Raw genomic sequence first — 17478 nt, forward strand, 5'->3', positions numbered from 1 at the left:
GACTTTGATATTTTTTCTAAGTTATATAGATTTGACTATGTGTAGTACTATGGTTCACCGATGCAGTTAATCAATACGGTCAAACAGCATATCAGCCGCTAAGCGACGACTGGCACTTCTGCTAGGATGCGTTGGGCGATGGTTTTTGTTGCTTGCCCACCAGTCACATGCGCGGGTACGAAACGCTGACCGAGACGATGATCAGTGACCGCAGCAAACACCGCTTGGATATCTTCAGGGGTCACTTCCATATATCCCGATACATAGGCATGCGCTTGGGCAGCACGTTGTAGTGACAACACGCCGCGAGGCGATAAGCCATGATACTCTTGGCTTGCACGAGTTTTTGCAACCAGTCTCTGCAAATAATCCAATACAGTATCTGCTACATAAACTTGTCTGACACCCTGCTGAGCCAATATCACAGCCTCAGTATCAAGTACCGTATCCAAATCCTTGAGTAGCTCGCGACGATCTTTACCTTTTAGCAGCTCACGCTCTGCGGCAGGCGATGGATAACCCAATGATAAGCATAATAAAAATCTGTCTAACTGCGACTCTGGGAGCGGATAGACACCTGCTTGTTGCAATGGATTTTGAGTGGCAATGACAAAGAATGGCTGCGGCAAAGGATAAGTCTGACCATCTTGCGTGACTTGTCTCTCCTCCATCGCTTCAAGTAGCGCACTCTGCGTTTTGGGACTGGAACGGTTTATTTCATCAGCAAGTAATAACTGTGTAAAGATAGCGCCCGGACGAAACTCAAATTGCTGTTTACTTTGGTCGTAGATGCTCATACCTAAAATATCAGCAGGCAACATATCATTGGTAAATTGTACTCGGCTAAAGCTTAAACCTAATAACTGTGCCAAGCCCTGTGCCAAAGTCGTCTTACCCATACCAGGCAAGTCCTGTAACAGCAAATGACCGCCTGCTAATATACAACTGAGCGCTAGCCTGACTGCTTGCGGCTTATCCAATACAATCTGATTTAATTGCGCTAACAGCTGTGCAATTTGCTGCTGATTGCGTTGAAAATCAGCTGTACTAGGTATGGGTTGGCTGAGCGGATTCTCTGTTATATGAGAGGTAGATAATGATATATCGTTAGCTGCATGGTTCATGGTAGGTTATTGGCTCATTTTTTAGGTCATAACGATGATAAGTCAGTTCACATCATCTGTAACGGTTGGTGCAGCGGCACGGAGCGTAGATAAATAAGCAATAATATCAGCACGTTCTTTCGCATCTGGCATCGGGTCAGACAGCATTTTGGAGTCCGGCATGGCTTTTTGGGCATCTGCAATATATGGATCGAGTGTCTCTGCATCCCATACCCAACCTGAATCTTCTAGCCCTTTGCTGTAGGTATAGTCTTTTAACTCGGCAGCTGGCGCACCATATATATTCATTAATTGTGGGCCTTTTTTATTCAGACCCGCATTACGTTGGTGACATTGACCACAGGCATCTTTATAAATTATCGAACCGTTGTCTGCATCGCCGTCAGTATATAAGGGCAGAGTCACAGGAGCACGGTGGTCAGGTGGTGTTTTCTCACAAGCTGCGAGCAACAGAACAGCAGCCAAAAGGCTACTCATTTGATATTTATTAATAAGTGTCATTTTTAGCAATCTTTAGTTGAAGAATATTATCGCTATGACATAAACGATATGACATATTGGCCTTTTAACTCGCTACCTTTATTGTGCTACTAGGCTCTTCTAAATAATACCCCTGCAAATAGCGTGCGCCCACACTCCAAGCGACCGACATCGTTGCTGCATCTTCGATATAAGGCATGAGCACATCAACTTTGATATCATTAGTGCGCATGATGATAGACTTGACCGTTTCTAAATTTTCTGCTGAACCAATGTCTTGAATATAACTGCGTGCCAAGCGTACCATATCAGGCTGGACAAAATTGGCAATTTCGATAGATTTGGCAGACGAGCCAAAGTTATTAACACCGATTTGACAATTGACATCGTTGAGCGCGGAAAATTGGGATTTGGCGACGGTTAAATGTTCAGAGATATCTATTTCATTGAACTGTAGTGTTAATACACCAGCTGCGCCGCCTACTGCTTTTATCAATTGACTCGCCACTATCGGCAATTTTTTATCGACCAGTGAAGCATTGGTTAATTGTACTAACAGTTTGGCTTCAGGATGAACTTTACGGACGTCATTGATTTTCTTACAGGCATTGATAAGCACCCATCGGTCAATCTTCTCTAACAGTTGATGTTTTTTAGCCACCGCCATAAATTGATCAGGGGTTAATACCGTATTGTCAGCATCTGACAGCGGTAACCGTAGATACACTTCAAAGAAGTCGCTACGATCGTTGTTGATGTCGTATATTGGCTGAAATGATAGATCAAAACGGTTATTAGTAATGGCATCCACTAATGACTCAGCAAGTGCATGATCATCGCTATTGGCATGTTCGCTTGGGTCATATATACGGTAAGATCCACCACTGTTAGAAGTCTCTACCATGATTTGGCTGATAGCATCCATGGCGCGTTCTAATATGATGACAGGCTCTACAGGATTTTTTTCAATCTTGACAACAGCAATGCTGACTGTTGTATTCGTTGTACGTTTATCAACTTCAATAAACATACCCTTGATTGACGAACCGATATGCGTAGCAAGTTCTTCAAGATCACTCGTCATCTTGTTTTTTACTAAAATCGTAAATGCTGTATCGCTAAAACGGCTCACATGCCCATCAGGTACTAGCTCAGTTAATGTGTGGGCAACTTGTTTGACCGTTGCATCTATTCCTTGTAGACCTAAACTACTTCTTATTTTTCCTACATTATCAACCTGCACATATAGCAGGGCTGCGGTCATTAGTCCTTGGGACGCCTGCTGATGTATTGCTATCATCTGCTCTTCAAAACCACGACGATTATCTAAGCCAGTTAAATTATCTTTACGTTCAGCTTCAGCTAAACGCTTAGCAACCTCCGCACTATTATTACTATTCTGCTGAATAATAATCTGAATGACTGGCTCGCCCTCTAACGTGGCTGATGCTAATTGTAGTTTCGCTTCAAAAGTGCTGCCATCTGTCCGCACACTTTCAAAATTAAACTCAACGTCTTGGCGACTGCCTTTGTCAAACTGACGTAAAAACTGTTTAAATCCTTTGACACTATCACCACCCGAAATCAGATCAATAATAGGCACGCCTACCGCTTCATTCATTGATTTGAAACCGAATAATTGGAGATAGGGATCATTAGCAAAGATATGAATCCCTTCATCAATATAAGCAACCGCGCTCTTGGAGTTCTTAATCAGCACATTAGCACGTTGTTCTGCTTCAGACAGTACTTGACGTAAAGTTTTTAGCTCACGACGACTGCGCAAACTACTATGCTGTAGACAAATGGCCATTACGACTGGCATCTCTTGATCCATTTCAAGCGCTTTGATCATCGTGCCACTAATCACAGTCGGTAGCTCATACTCATTGTAGGCCGTCGACGCTATCTCTTCGTTCACTAGACAAATCATCGGCAGATCAATACTTTGCTCTTGTACGAGGCTCACTACATCCGTAAAGTTCATATCATAAGCCTTACCAAATACCAAGATATCCCACGGTTGGCGTAAGAGTTTCAATAGCTCTTCTTTATCGTCCAAAAACCCTAAATTTACATTATCGTAATAAGGACTCAATAACTGCACAAGACGTTCAGCATAAAGCTGATCATCATTGATCACCAATAAATTTAAAAGAGATTGAGAGCGCATAAGGAGCCTTTTAGTCGTACGTATTGTTATCTATTATTTTGTTACTTTACATCTTTGTCTAAAACTAACCTAGCACATAAAACACGCTAGCGTTAATATTCTATGAATCCTATCAGTATAGACTGAGCTTTCACCATGATAATTACTTTATTGTTAGAGATATCATAAAAATCAGAGTAACAATATTTATCATTATAGACAATAATTAGACCAACTGCAGATTAACTTATGACCTTTGTCGACTACTATATTACTGACAGAAATCTGTATAAACTCTTCGTTATGGCCTAAAACACCTATTATGTACGGATGTCCCTAAGCGCTATAATTGAGCAACCTCATATTGACTAAACTTATCAGTCATCATCAGCCTGCGTCCTAATCGTAGGGAGGTTTGTTTATTACCAATACGCATGACGATTCTATCATCAGCTTGAAAGTACGAAGGTGGTACGATTAGTGTGCCAGTCGTCTGTAGCTGTTCATCCTTACCGAGAATAAATGCTGGTACAAAATGATGACTTCGCGTTTTACTGCCTTCCAAACGTAATCCACATGCCACAATTTTGTGCCCGAGTATCTGCCATTCCACTTCTGGATTTTTAGTATCGACATTTAACCAGCGTACCACCCCTATTGACCAATTAGGTTGTTCTTTATTTTCAGAGCCATAGACCAAAATCAGACTCATGATATGCAAAGGCTGCGGTGTTGTCCTAGAAAGATCAGAGTCATTTTTTTCTACAATAAGCTCTTCTTTATTGAGAATACTTTCGTCGACAACATTCTCATTAGGCTTACCAGCTTTTGGCAATAAATGCAGTCTGCGATATGCTGAAGAACTGTCATGGTCATCAAATGTCTCAATGTTTATAACGCTACTGCGGCCACGCTCGCTGTCAAATGTATCGTATAAAGGTCTGTCTTCTTCTAGTAGATGTTTTATAGCGATTAAATTGGCAAAAGTTTTTGAATGGCCTACATGGTAGTGTATATCATTAAAATTGGTGATTAACTTTGCCTGATGTTTGCTAGTATATTTGGTTGCCAAGGTAAGTGGCGGCTGCAAATAGCGGTAGCTGATGGTCATCGAAATAGCGTTAAGCAAACTATATTCTGCTGTGCTACCTTCTTCGATAAAGGCTTTTTTACGTGACTCAAAATATTCAATTATCGGTGTCAGTTCTATAAATAGACAGTCATGACGATCTTCATATGGGTTGATATGAGAGTTGACGGTCAGATAGCTTGGCGGATTACTACTATGAAGATCAACGAAAACTTTTGTCTCGGTGGCGGGCTCTATGGTTGCGACCATGTGTTTAGCCCAGTCAGGCAATAGACGCTGTACGAGTAAAATATTCGGGCGCCTCATAGCACGCAAATTTAACAAGTGATGCAAACAAATTTGGCAATATAGCTGATGAATACTGTTTGTTTGGTTCGTGACAGTATGTAGACTTAAATCCATATCAGCTATTTTTCTCTGATGAGCCAGATAATATAACTGGTTGACTTTAGACCACAGGTAATCTGATGGCTTTCGATAGCACAGTGCCTCTTCTGCTAATAGTTTTTGGTATCTTAATAGTGATTGATAAATCGCAATAGCAAGCGTGCTATCAGGTTTAGTCTCAGCACCAAAAAAACGCTGCCAACCTTTACCAGAAGATTGGTTTAAGGAGGCTTCTGACAACTGCGTCTCACGACGTATGACTTTGTCGTAAACCATAATAATTAAATAATGTAGCGATTGCATTTGAGCGATATAAGACATCTGATCCTGACTAAACGCGCCTGTCTCATAGATATAGTGCTGCCTAAAAGCTGCAATCAGTCGGTCTGAGGCATCAATGACTGTTGCCATTAATTTGAGACGCTGTTGTTCATCCATATTGGATTCACGTAATACTGTCAGTAGACTCTCTAAATGCTCTGTTTGCTGCTCCTGGGTAAGCGTAGGTAGCGTTGCCAACATCTTTAACAAGTAACGCTCTTGACCATTTACTGAGCGATTAGATAGCGGAGGTAGTGGCTCTGTAGAATCTAAATGCTCTTGAAACATTGATAATGTTATCATCAGTATCTTTACTCTCTATTAGTCACTCTGAGGCAATCAGTAATATGCAGCAGTACAAATACATGTATGGCATAAAAAATGTTTGTGAAGCTCGACTATAGAAAAGTGATGATATCTATTTATTGTGAGCCTAAATCTAGCAGTACGCTCTGACAATACCTATATACTGGCAAAGTTTTGTATTTAACGTTATATGCTTTTTAGGTAGATTACATACTGACAGTTTATATTCTGTTCCAATCATATATCTATTTATACTTATAAAAAAGCATAAATCCTAGATTTTAGTTTCTAAAGATACTATCCGCATCTTTTTTAAGAGCCACTCTTTGTTTACTAAATAAGTTGGTATAGTGCCCTACATTAGCCATTGCTGTAAATATCAATCGGTACTTTAAAAGGTTTATTAGGTAACTCTCTGACCAACTTAGGGACAAGATAACCTGGCAATGATGCTAGCAATGACCAATAAAGCTCAATCGCTGCTTGCTCACGACTATCGAAATGCGCCGCACCAGCCACCTTGTCCAACACATGTAAATAATATGGTAGTACGCCAGAAGCAAACAAACGCTGACTAAGCTGTACTTGCGCGTTAAGAGTATCGTTGACACCTTTTAACAACACGGCTTGGTTTAATAGTGTAATTCCAGCTGCTCTCGCACGTTGCAAGTATTCAGCGGTTGGTGCATCTAGCTCATTGGCATGATTACAGTGAATCACCATGACAATATGGCAGCGGCTTTGAGATAACCTCTCTAACAATGCAGAATCCAAGCGTGCGGGTATCACCAATGGCAAACGCGTATGCAACCGAATCGTAGTAATCTGCGGAAGAGACTCCAAAGTATCTAACCATGAAAACAATCGTCTATTAGTCACATTTAGTGGGTCACCACCACTCAAAATTACCTCATTGACCTCAGGATTTGCATTAATATAATTAATGATATTTTCTTTAGCATCAGCAGTCGGCATATTGGCACTATAGTCAAAATGCTGGCGAAAGCAGTAACGGCAGTGAATAGCGCACGCACCCGTAATCGTTAACAACACTCTCGACTGATATTTATGCAGCAAACCTTTTACAGGATTTTGAGTGTTTTCGCTTAGCGGATCTGCCACGTAGCCTGTGACGTTGATTTGCTCTTGCTGATCTGGCAACACTTGTTTAAGCAGGGGATCATTACGGTCGCCAATAGCCATTTTTGCCACAAAGCCACGCGGCACACGCAGTTCAAAATGCTTAGGTACGTAAACTTCTGCACGCATTGATTCAAGCTGCAGAATACTCAATAGCTCATCAACAGATGTAATAGCTTCCGATAATTGCGTTTGCCAGTTTTTTTGTGTGATTAAATGGTTTATCATGACAGCCTATTACCTGTGCCCAAAATCCGATATTATACGCCCTTAGTGTCTAGCCTATCAAAGTATCCTCGTTAATCCGTAAATACTTGGCATAACAGAAAATTTTGGTACAGTCAGCCCTATGTCTTACTATTATATTTACAACCCCTAGGAGTTTCTTGTGGCAAGTTTTTCTACTAATGAATTTAAAGCTGGTCTAAAAGTGATGCTTGATGGCAACCCTTGTGCCATTCTTGAAAACGAGTTTGTTAAGCCTGGTAAAGGTCAAGCCTTTAACCGTGTTAAGTTGCGCAATCTTCGTAGTGGCAAAGTACTGGAACAAACTTTCAAATCAGGTGACAGCCTAGAAGCTGCTGATGTGATGGATACTGAAATGAACTATCTATACAACGATGGCGAGTTTTGGCATTTTATGCATCCTGAGAGCTTTGAGCAGATCCAAGCGGACAAAAACGCAATGAGTGACTCAATCAAGTGGTTAAAAGAAAACAGCAATGCTCTATGTACCATTACGTTATTTAATGGTGCTCCTCTGTCAGTCACGCCGCCTAACTTCGTTGAGTTAGAAATCACAGAAACAGATCCTGGCGTACGCGGCGATACTTCAGGCGGTGGTGGCAAACCTGCTAAATTAGAGACAGGTGCCGTTGTACGTGTACCATTATTTGTGCAACAAGGTGAAGTGGTACGTGTTGATACGCGTACTGGCGACTACCAAACTCGCGTGAACTAATATCGCTCCGAATATGACTGGTAGTTGATATTTATTTATACCTCTATCACCAATAAAAAAGCTTAACCACTATATAGGCGGTTAAGCTTTTTTTATATTTATCAATCATGGTTACATTAAAATGCTAATCACTACCACTACCACTACCACTACCACTAATACTAATACTAATATCTAGCAAATCACTCTTCTTCCAATGATTGCTTTTGTATCAGCCAATACTGTACCAAGGCATTCAACTGCTCTTGCTTAAAAGGTTTGGTGCAGTAGTCCTGCATACCAACTTTCAGATATTTCTCACGCTCGCCGTCCATTGCATTGGCAGTCAAAGCGATAATGGGCGGTAGTACTTGGGGGTCATATAATTCATGCAATTTGATAGTCGCCTGTACTCCATCCATAATCGGCATATGATGATCCATCAATATCACATCATAACGATCAGGGAATAAAGCAAAAGCCTCAATTGCTTGCTGACCATCAGTAACATGAGTGACGGTATGACCACTGTTGGTTAGTGCTTTTTTGGCAATAATCGCATTAACAGTATCATCTTCAACCAACAAGATATGGCCAGACCGCTCATGCGTAGGTTCAATCATCGTCATATCGTTAGAGTCTTGCCATACCTCATACTTGTCTTCGTCAATAGTAGTTAACGGTAATAAAACACTAAATGTCGTACCGACTCCTACTTCACTATTTACATGAATACGACCACCCATCAAATCGACCAGAGACTTACAAACAGATAGTCCAAGTCCGGTACCACCGTAAATACGATGAGTAAACTTATTTGCTTGGTCATAAGCGTCAAATATCGCCTCTAACGACTCTTCTTTGATACCAACACCCGTATCTTTCACTTCTATACACAAAGTTATATTCTGACCAGTTTCATCGCATTCTATTTTGCTTGCTTCTTTTTCTTGACTCGTACTCACGAATTTTTCGTTAATGTTATTTGGACAGTAGCAATTGTCCATATGTTTAACATCGATACTTACTTGACCACCTTCACGCGTGAATTTAATCGCGTTATTGACCAAGTTTGCAATAATCTGTTTTAGACGTACAGGATCACCGTTTACATAAGGTGATAGTGTTTCAGTATAATGATAATCTAAGGTCAGGCCTCTTTGACGTGCCTTTATTGCAAATAAACTGACGACCTCATTGCATAAACTAGATAAATTCAATGGAATAGAATCAATCGTCATTTTTCCAGACTCAACTTTTGATAAGTCCAAAATACCATTAATGATGACCATCAAATGCTCATTGGAGACTTTAATGTTATCAACGTATTCTCGCTGTTCATTACTGAGTTGGGTATCGCCTAACATCTCTACCATACCGATAATACCGTTCATCGGTGTGCGAATCTCATGACTCATATTGGCCAAAAAGCTCGATTTCATCTCATTAGCACGCTTAGCATCACGCTGCTTATCTTGCAACTGCAAAGCATCAGCTGCCATTTTTGCAAACTCTGCCAAGATCTCTGATTGTTGCTCACTAAAACTATGATTAGGTTTCGTATCCATAAGGCATAAAGTACCTAGACGATACCTTTTATTGTCTTCATATAAGATAATAGGAGCACCAACATAAAATCGTAAATATGGAGAACCTGAGACCATGGGATTCTGGCTAAAGCGATCGTCGTTCCAAGTATCTGGCACTATAAAAACGTCATCGGACAATATCGTATAGTTACAAAAAGCAATGTCACGTGATGTCGTGCATACACTTTCAGGTTCACTATCAAATTTACAAGCTGGTTTTAAATACTGTGTTTCCTCATCCATAAAAGTAATGGCGACTACAGGCACATCAAAAAACAGCTTCACGAGTTCAACAAGCCGATCAAACGCAGGCTCCTCATCTTCGTTGAGTACCTGGTACTTCTTTAGCTTGTTGACACGTTCTAATTCATCTACCGCGACAGGGTAGCTCTGCTTGGACGAGTTAGATATAGACAAGGTAAACTCCATTAAATAATATCAGACACATTAGTTACGACTCGTCTGTCTTATTAATAATTGTAATGCTTCACTCACCATAATCATCGCCACCACTGACGTAACGACCACTGCTGAGCCATAACCACCGCACTGTAAACCGCCTGTTTGACAGCTTTTATCTACAATCGGTGGCTCTGTCGAATAGACACATTTGATACCAAATTTTTCTTTTAAAGCACTATTAATGCCTTTTTCGTGGCGTAACTTGTTACGTAGCTTTGCTAGTAGTGGGTCTTGATAACAATCACGCAAATCACTTACTCTAATCTGACTTGGATCTATCTTACCACCTGCACCGCCCGCACAGACCAACTTTAGTTTATTAAAACGACAGTGTAAAGCGATTGCTAATTTAGCATTCATATCGTCTACACAATCTAAAATAACAATCGGTCTCCCCTGAGCAGTGGCAGATCTGACTGCTTCACGACTTGGTAGGAGTGTGGCGACGTTATCTACTGTCAAAAAGTCATCGACTAAATTTAAGGTTACTGTGGGATTAATTTCTCTAATACGAGTTGCCATTGCTTCAATTTTACTTTGACCAAATGTGCTGTCCAATGCAGGCAGTTGGCGATTGACATTAGACGCAACCAATACATCTAAATCAATCAGCGTAATCGTTCCAACTGCTGTCCGAGCCAACGCCTCTGCTGCCCAAGAGCCAACCCCTCCTACACCAATAATGTAGACATGAGCTGCCGAAAAAGTATCAACCGCAGAGGTACCATATAGTGTCCGTGTACCTTGAAAACGACGATCGTACTGCTCATCTTGTTGGCTCGATTCGTCTTGTGCAAGACTGTCTTCGACGGATTCTGGTTGTTCAAATTGTCGCGTGTCACTCATAACAGATCAAATTCTCTTTTCAAATATTTTGGTTGTCATTTATTTGGCTAGTACTTTTTAGCGTCTAATTACAACGATGCTTTTCTTATAAATAGTATAGTTACGTTGAATAAGCCCAGTCTACTTTCAGAGCATCACAGCTATTTTGCCATAACTGCTTAGCAAGTTTATCATGTGGTATTTCTAATAGCTCACTCAAGCTTGCCAATACCCATGGGAGATTGGCTGGTACATTCTTATTATGTGAATCAGTATTATCCGTTGTCTGACACATAATAGGTGTCATATCTGGACAATCCGTTTCAATGACCAAGCATTCGATGCCATGACTCTCAACTGCTACTTGAATAGCACGGCGCAGTTTTTTGGCATTCGGATTGGTTATCTGACCCGTGACACCAAGCTTAAACCCTAATTTTACAAAAGCCTTCGCCTCTTGTTCGCCACCACTAAAGCTATGGGCAATACCACCTAATTTATGCGCATCGTATTTATGCGCTTTTAATATTGCGAGCGCTTCAGCATGCGCTTTACGAATATGCAGCATCACTGGCAGATTGTGGGCCACTGCTATATCCAACTGCGCCGCAAAGAACCTTTTTTGTTTAACAAATACATCAGGCTGCTTCATTGCATCGGTAAAGGTGTCTAATCCAATCTCACCAATAGCTAATGGACGACGCTCTATCACCATTTGCTCAAGTTGTATCAAATGATCGTCAGTATGCTGCTTAATATAAAAAGGATGTAAACCTAGCGCGATATGGGCTGCAACATCGCACTTATCTTTACTATTCACCTTTGTCACAGACGACTGCGACATTTTATTAATGAAATCTTGAGTATCATACATTCGATTAAAATACTGATATAAATAACCTACTAGCACTAAGTGACGAATACCTTGACTATAAGCCTGCTCTACCTGTTGTTTGCGATCATTGTCGAACACTGGAGCGTCAAAATGTGTATGCGTATCTATAAGAGGATAAACATTTTTTAAAACTTCTCTAGCATCTGTTCTCTTAGCAATGGTCACTGATTCGTTGCCACACATTAATAAACTCCACAACTGACTTTTAAACACATAGAATTAAATGATAGATTGCTATAGACGCATTTTTAATCTTCTACTTTTTAATTACTAGCTTCTACTTACTAGCTGCATTCTCACGAGCATCATTAATACTGCTCTCAGATACGGTATCATGGTTACTTACTATCTTCGTATTGTCCTTTCGACTACTGCGCCTAGGGATGAGCAATAGCGCAGTTGCAGCCACACTCAGTAAAAACCACTTTTTTGTATTCTTATAATCTGTCATTTTAGCTTCTGATTTACTATAGTGGAAAACATAATACGTAACTCATTATTCTATTAGTAACCAATATACCTAAATATAAAAGCGTCTATGTTTATCTGTGTTATGAATACGCAAGCTAATGTACGATGTAACTAGTATCTATCACATCGTACATTAATTTATGTCAGTTGAATCATATTAACCGTTATATATACGGCCAATATTTTAACGATTAAGAGGATAGGTCGTGATACCGCTATTAGGACTATCTACTCTCGTAAAGCCTTGCGAAGTAGATTTTGGCGCTTGATCACGTTTAGGGATAAGAGGATTAAGCGGCATAAGCTCGTAATCTGCACTGACATTACCATTCCAACCTTCAGTGCCGCTCAATGGTAATTGCTTAATCGTACCGTTTTTATCAATGACCAGCTGCAACACTCGCATTTGATTAAATTTGCGTTCAGTCACACTCGCTACCGCGCCGCCATCACGTAAGATAGTCGGCTGTAAAAAGATGATCAAATTGCTCTTTTGGGTGCTGTCATTGTCAGAACGAAAGAGTCTACCGATAACAGGAACATTGCCCAAACCAGGAACTTTCTGTTGACGTGTGGTGGTGTTGTCACGCATCAGGCCGCCCAAGGCAATCGTCTGCTGATCATCCGCTAGAATGGTCGTATTAATAAGGCTTTTATTGGTAATTAGTCCACTGGCATTACCCGTACTGCCTGGCACGACTGACGAGACTTCTTGCGATACCTCTAAACGTACTGTGCCATTGTCACCAATATGAGGAATAACATTCAGATTAATACCAATGTCTTGACGATCAATTGTCTGAAATGGGTTGTTTGAATTGTTGCCACTGGTGGTAAAAGAACCTGTGACAAAAGGTACGTTTTGACCAACCAAGATACTGGCTTTTTCATTATCCAATGTCAAAATCGATGGCATGGACAATAGATTAGCACTGGTAGATGAGTCAAGCGCCTGTAAAATAGCACCATAAAATTCTGTATTGCCCTGACTGTCTTTGCGACTGTCTCCAATTCCTATCAGTGCACCTGCGATAGAGCTGGCTGCAGCGCTAATACCTGCCGTACTCGTCCCTGCTAAAGCCGCCGCCGCAAGTGTCGTCGCGCTGGCTCCCACATTATTAAAGTTGACCACTCCATAGCCACTGTTGGCGTTACCTAGTGCCCACTGAACGCCTAGCTGAGTGGCATCATCGCCTGACACTTCAACAATAGCGGCTTGAATTAATACTTGTGCGCGGCGACTGTCTAATTGGTTGACCGCATCTTCAATCTCGAACATGAGCTCAGGTGCGGCGTTGACGATAACGGCATTTTGAGTTTCATCAGCGATAATACTAAACGGACGACCGCCCACTCCTGTGCTTGTTCCATTTGTGCTGCTAGTCGACACAGCGGCCGCACTGCTACCTAGGCTATCGCTAGCTGCATTATTAATTGCGGCGCCTGTGCTACTTACATCATTTAGCGAAGCGGATTCTAGTGTCGAGGTCGCGCCAGCACTATTGATAGATTGATTAGCGAGTAAGCCGCGTAACATATCGGCGATATGACCAGCACTAGCATACTTTAATCGAAAAACACGGAGACCACTTAAACGTCTGGTCGGCGTAGTATCCAATTGATTGACCATTTCTTGGACTTTAGCAATCATTTCAGGACTGCCCTTGACTAGCAGTCTATCGCTTGACGTATCAGCAATCACCTTTAGCTGATTGTTGCCACCTTGAGCTTGCCCGCTACCCGCACTTGAGACTAAGGCGCTAATCAACTCCATCATACGTTCGGCATCGACGTGGCGTAGTGGTATCACTTGCAAACTGTCATTTACATTACTGTCTAAGTCACGGATAAGAGCTGTCAGTTGGTTAAGGCTGTCTGCTCTATCGGACAACACCAACGCATTGACACCAGGTACAGCGGCCGCGTGAGCCGACTGCGGCATCAATGGGCGAATAACACCTAATACTTCTGCAGCTTGGGTGTTAGTCAAATAAATAACTCGAGTAGCGAGCGACTCGCCAACACTATCACCGCGTAAATCAACCGCCACACCAGATTGCTTAGCAATATTATCCGGTACCAGTTTTGTCGTCGTTCCTGACTCAATCGCAGCGATACCATTCACTTGCATCACGCTCAGAAATAACTGATAAATCTCATCACGGGACAGGGCTTTATTGGAGATGACCGTGACATTACCATTGATACGTGGATCAAGCACAAAGTTTTGATCCGTGATGGTCGCGACCTCATTAATAAAGGCTTTGATATCAGCATCTTGTAAATTGACTTTCCAGCTCTCAGCATTGGCAAGACCAACACCAGCAGCCCATAATGGCACTGCCAGACAAAGTGGACGACACAGGCGCATCAAACGCTGCAGGCTACGGTACAAAGGCGTGGCTGAAAAATTCTGAAAACTTACCATATTGATCATTACCTACAGTGATATTGCTTACTATGTGCTGAATTTTTAAGGAGCAATTTTGCTAAAAACCTACCTTGCTAGAACTGCTGGCGAATCGTAATAACTTGCTCACCACGTTGAACCTCTATCTGCGCTTCACCTGCTTGCTGTACTTGCTGAAGTACACCAGCATCTTGCGCTGGGTTATTACCTACGCTCTGTCCGTTGACGGTCAGTACCTTATCGCCTGGCTCAAGCCCTAAACGATTACGTAGGCCAGCAGGCATCGCCGCTGTGACTTGATAACTCTCACCTGATGCCATCACCCCCATCCTACTTAGATAACTGGCGGGGTTTTCTTGCAAGGCCGTAACCGCTTCTTCGATAGCCGACTGTGGACTTTTTGAAGTGTCTGCGCCAGTTGTCCCTTCTGTCTCAGGAACAGTGTTTTGTACTGGTTGGGGCGCTGTAGGCAACATGCTATTGTTTGGCAAACGCTGATTGCTTATTCCGCTTGCTAGCATATCACTCTGGTCTAATGGCATCGCCTCTGGCATTTTAATAACGGTTTCTTTATCGTTAGCATCAGCGATAATGACTGAATTCCAATCAACAGCCACGAGCGTATAATCGCTGTCTTTTAGCCCATCACCGATGCGGTAATTTTTGACTTCGCCATTGACATTTAATAAGGCGGAAGACATGATCTCAGGTATGGCTAGTAGTACGCCTTTTAGCTCAATGTTGGGAGGTAATTGCACGGCTGCGGTAATAGGATCGGGGTCAGCGAAGATTGCAAATAAGCTGCTATAATCTTTGGTGGATTTGGCACTATTCTGTAGAGGCGCTAAAGGCAATGCAGGCGCTAGAGGTGCTGCTAGTAATAACCATAAAAGACGGGCGGCTATCCAGCATAGCCAAGCAATGGCTAACAATAGTAGCCAAGCTGAAAGGCGATTGAGAGTATTGATAACAGGTTTTAAGCTTGCGGCGATATTAAGCATTTAGTTCGCCCCCAGACCAGCTAACATTGGCTGGCGCACACTGACAACTGGCGTATCTTGAGGGGCTTGTCCTTTATACTCAGGCATGTTCTCTAGCAAGCGCTGCGTCAAACTGACATCGAGCATATTATCGCTGTCGAGATACAGATCTCCCAAACGCTTATCTTGATTGTTCAATAAATTGATATGGAGCAAATCTCTATCGTTTTTCTGCTCTGTACTAAGCTCGGCTCTTAGAGCAGGTATCGTAATATAAAAAACTTTGCCACCACTAGGATAGCCTACCTCACCACCAACCCAAGTCAATTGACCATCCGCGGCACTAAATCCGCCAGCGTCTTTAGCAGGATCGCTACTAGATGCGTCATTTTTATCAGACTGGCGCGTTAGCGATACATTGTTTACTTGAATAGGGGTATTTGGCAGCTGCCAGTTGACTACACTCGCTAGCGTCTCAGGTGCAATTTTCCCACTCATGCTGTCAACTTGCCATGAGTTTAGCCCAAGTTTAACTTGCCCATTCAAACGTGTCTGTGATGAGTGAATATTGACGTCCGCACCTAGCTTACCTATGAGTAGCTGCCAAGGCTGCCATGACCATTCCGCCATACCTGTGAGCGACGTCGATGACATAGGCAACTGCCAAATAGCAGCACCTTGCCATACATTGCCAGATACATGCTGGACATAAGGCGTATCCGGCGCGTATTTCTCAAGTAACCATGCTGCTGGCATTTGCAAAACAGCAAATAGCGCAAACAACACAAACCCAACTAGCCACCAGAGCTTACGGGGACGTTTATGAGAAAACTCAGATACTTGGGCCACAGTCGTACAACTCTTATATAAGACAAAAACGTCATTATCATAACAAACAATGGCATATAGATGACAGAAAAAAAGCCAGTATCTTTTTGCCAAAATACTGGCAGTAAAGATACTGGCTTTTATTTTCTGAAAAACAGCTATATCTATCGCTAAATGGTTGTAAATACACCATTATCAATAGCAGCTTCAAGCTGGCTCACAGAAATTAACTTTATAAGAAAACAGTTAATTAAATAGCAAAATCTTCGATATCACGACCTGCTGCTAGCGCTTCAACCAACCACGTTGGCTTACGACCACGGCCAGTCCAAGTTTCACTATGGTTATCAGTATTACGATATTTAATACTGCGTTTTTTCTCTAACTTTTCACCAGCTTTCAGTATCTCTTCGATCGTTGCATTGCTATCTTCTGCAATCTGCTCGAACTGCATATAGGCATCATACAAACGTTGATGTTGTTTTTTGGCGATAAGTTGTTGAGCGTTTTCAGTGATAGCACGTAACTCATCCACGTTCAAACTTTCTAAATCAATTGCGTTATTTTTGCTCATAATAAATCCAACTATAAAATAAGAGTGTGGCCTCTATTGAGGTATTATTTTTCGTGAAATAATGCAGTGAACAAATCGTTCATTAGCAATTAAATCTATGTATAAAATATAATTAATTCTAAAGAGTATTTAATTTCTAATAACAGCCCGAACAATCCATTATAAATAGAAAATATATAGCGATAGATGCTCATTGTATCCATTTTAAATAAAATTAGTTTTAGATAAATCTAAACACACAAGTCACCATGCTTTATATATTGCTATTATAGCTTCGAAAGTATTTCTTAATAATAGAACAAAATTCTAGTACTTTAACTACTGCTAGAATTTCACAATAATATTTCGACAAAAACCTACTGTTAAAATAATAGAGTAGTATCTCTATGCACTATACTCTCAAATACTGCTAATCTTGAGGGATAGTTTTGCATTAGCTCTGTAACTTGCTATGTCGTTCCTATGGTGTTTTCTAAAGAAGTTAACCATTTCATATAAAGATCT

Annotated in this window: 14 protein-coding genes; 1 reads left to right on the top strand and 13 read right to left on the bottom strand. The window is 41.5% G+C overall.

The window, feature by feature from the left end:
- Positions 1-98: 98 nt before the first annotated feature.
- The 5 genes from CXF60_RS01065 to epmB all read right to left on the bottom strand — a co-directional run bounded on the left by CXF60_RS01065 (position 99) and on the right by epmB (position 7228).
- Complete coding sequence (locus CXF60_RS01065) at positions 99-1124, bottom strand: AAA family ATPase (RefSeq protein WP_102090424.1); 1026 nt, start codon at positions 1122-1124, stop codon at positions 99-101.
- A 42-nt stretch (positions 1125-1166) separates the two neighbouring features.
- Positions 1167-1625, bottom strand: a complete 459-nt coding sequence (locus tag CXF60_RS01070) for a c-type cytochrome (protein WP_102090425.1) — start codon at positions 1623-1625, stop codon at positions 1167-1169.
- Between the two features lie 64 nt (positions 1626-1689).
- On the bottom strand, positions 1690-3777 hold the full coding sequence (locus CXF60_RS01075) for an EAL domain-containing protein (RefSeq protein ID WP_102090426.1): 2088 nt from the start codon (positions 3775-3777) through the stop codon (positions 1690-1692).
- Between the two features lie 322 nt (positions 3778-4099).
- The gene (locus CXF60_RS01080) at positions 4100-5857 is read right to left on the bottom strand and encodes a hypothetical protein (RefSeq protein ID WP_102090427.1); all 1758 of its coding nucleotides are present in this window, start codon (positions 5855-5857) and stop codon (positions 4100-4102) included.
- A 363-nt stretch (positions 5858-6220) separates the two neighbouring features.
- On the bottom strand, positions 6221-7228 hold the full coding sequence (gene epmB, locus CXF60_RS01085) for an EF-P beta-lysylation protein EpmB (protein ID WP_102090428.1): 1008 nt from the start codon (positions 7226-7228) through the stop codon (positions 6221-6223).
- 160 nt (positions 7229-7388) lie between these two features.
- Between epmB and efp the strand changes: the two genes are divergently transcribed.
- On the top strand, positions 7389-7961 hold the full coding sequence (gene efp / locus CXF60_RS01090) for an elongation factor P (RefSeq protein ID WP_057761310.1): 573 nt from the start codon (positions 7389-7391) through the stop codon (positions 7959-7961).
- A 182-nt stretch (positions 7962-8143) separates the two neighbouring features.
- Here the strand turns inward: efp and CXF60_RS01095 are convergent, their stop codons facing one another.
- The 8 genes from CXF60_RS01095 to CXF60_RS01125 form a co-directional block, all read right to left on the bottom strand.
- Positions 8144-9946, bottom strand: coding sequence for a GAF domain-containing hybrid sensor histidine kinase/response regulator (locus CXF60_RS01095; protein WP_228706996.1), 1803 nt, complete (start codon positions 9944-9946; stop codon positions 8144-8146).
- A 30-nt stretch (positions 9947-9976) separates the two neighbouring features.
- Positions 9977-10837 (bottom strand): tRNA threonylcarbamoyladenosine dehydratase, encoded by an 861-nt coding sequence (locus CXF60_RS01100; RefSeq protein ID WP_102090430.1) that lies wholly within the window; start codon positions 10835-10837, stop codon positions 9977-9979.
- 100 nt (positions 10838-10937) lie between these two features.
- Positions 10938-11894, bottom strand: coding sequence for a TatD family hydrolase (locus CXF60_RS01105; protein ID WP_102090431.1), 957 nt, complete (start codon positions 11892-11894; stop codon positions 10938-10940).
- A 94-nt stretch (positions 11895-11988) separates the two neighbouring features.
- Positions 11989-12162: a hypothetical protein gene (locus tag CXF60_RS14375; protein ID WP_180958056.1), complete on the bottom strand. Its 174-nt coding sequence runs from the start codon at positions 12160-12162 to the stop codon at positions 11989-11991.
- Positions 12163-12366: 204 nt separating this feature from the next.
- A complete protein-coding gene (gspD, locus tag CXF60_RS01110; RefSeq protein WP_102090432.1) occupies positions 12367-14610 on the bottom strand; it encodes a type II secretion system secretin GspD in 2244 nt (747 codons plus the stop codon).
- A 77-nt stretch (positions 14611-14687) separates the two neighbouring features.
- Positions 14688-15593, bottom strand: a complete 906-nt coding sequence (locus tag CXF60_RS01115) for a type II secretion system protein N (RefSeq protein ID WP_102090433.1) — start codon at positions 15591-15593, stop codon at positions 14688-14690.
- Complete coding sequence (gene gspN / locus CXF60_RS01120; protein WP_102090434.1) at positions 15594-16421, bottom strand: type II secretion system protein N; 828 nt, start codon at positions 16419-16421, stop codon at positions 15594-15596.
- A gap of 229 nt (positions 16422-16650) precedes the next feature.
- On the bottom strand, positions 16651-16974 hold the full coding sequence (locus CXF60_RS01125) for an H-NS histone family protein (RefSeq protein WP_102090435.1): 324 nt from the start codon (positions 16972-16974) through the stop codon (positions 16651-16653).
- Between the last annotated feature and the right edge of the window lie 504 nt (positions 16975-17478).

The sequence above is a fragment of the Psychrobacter sp. 4Bb genome (assembly GCF_002836735.1).
GTDB lineage: Bacteria > Pseudomonadota > Gammaproteobacteria > Pseudomonadales > Moraxellaceae > Psychrobacter.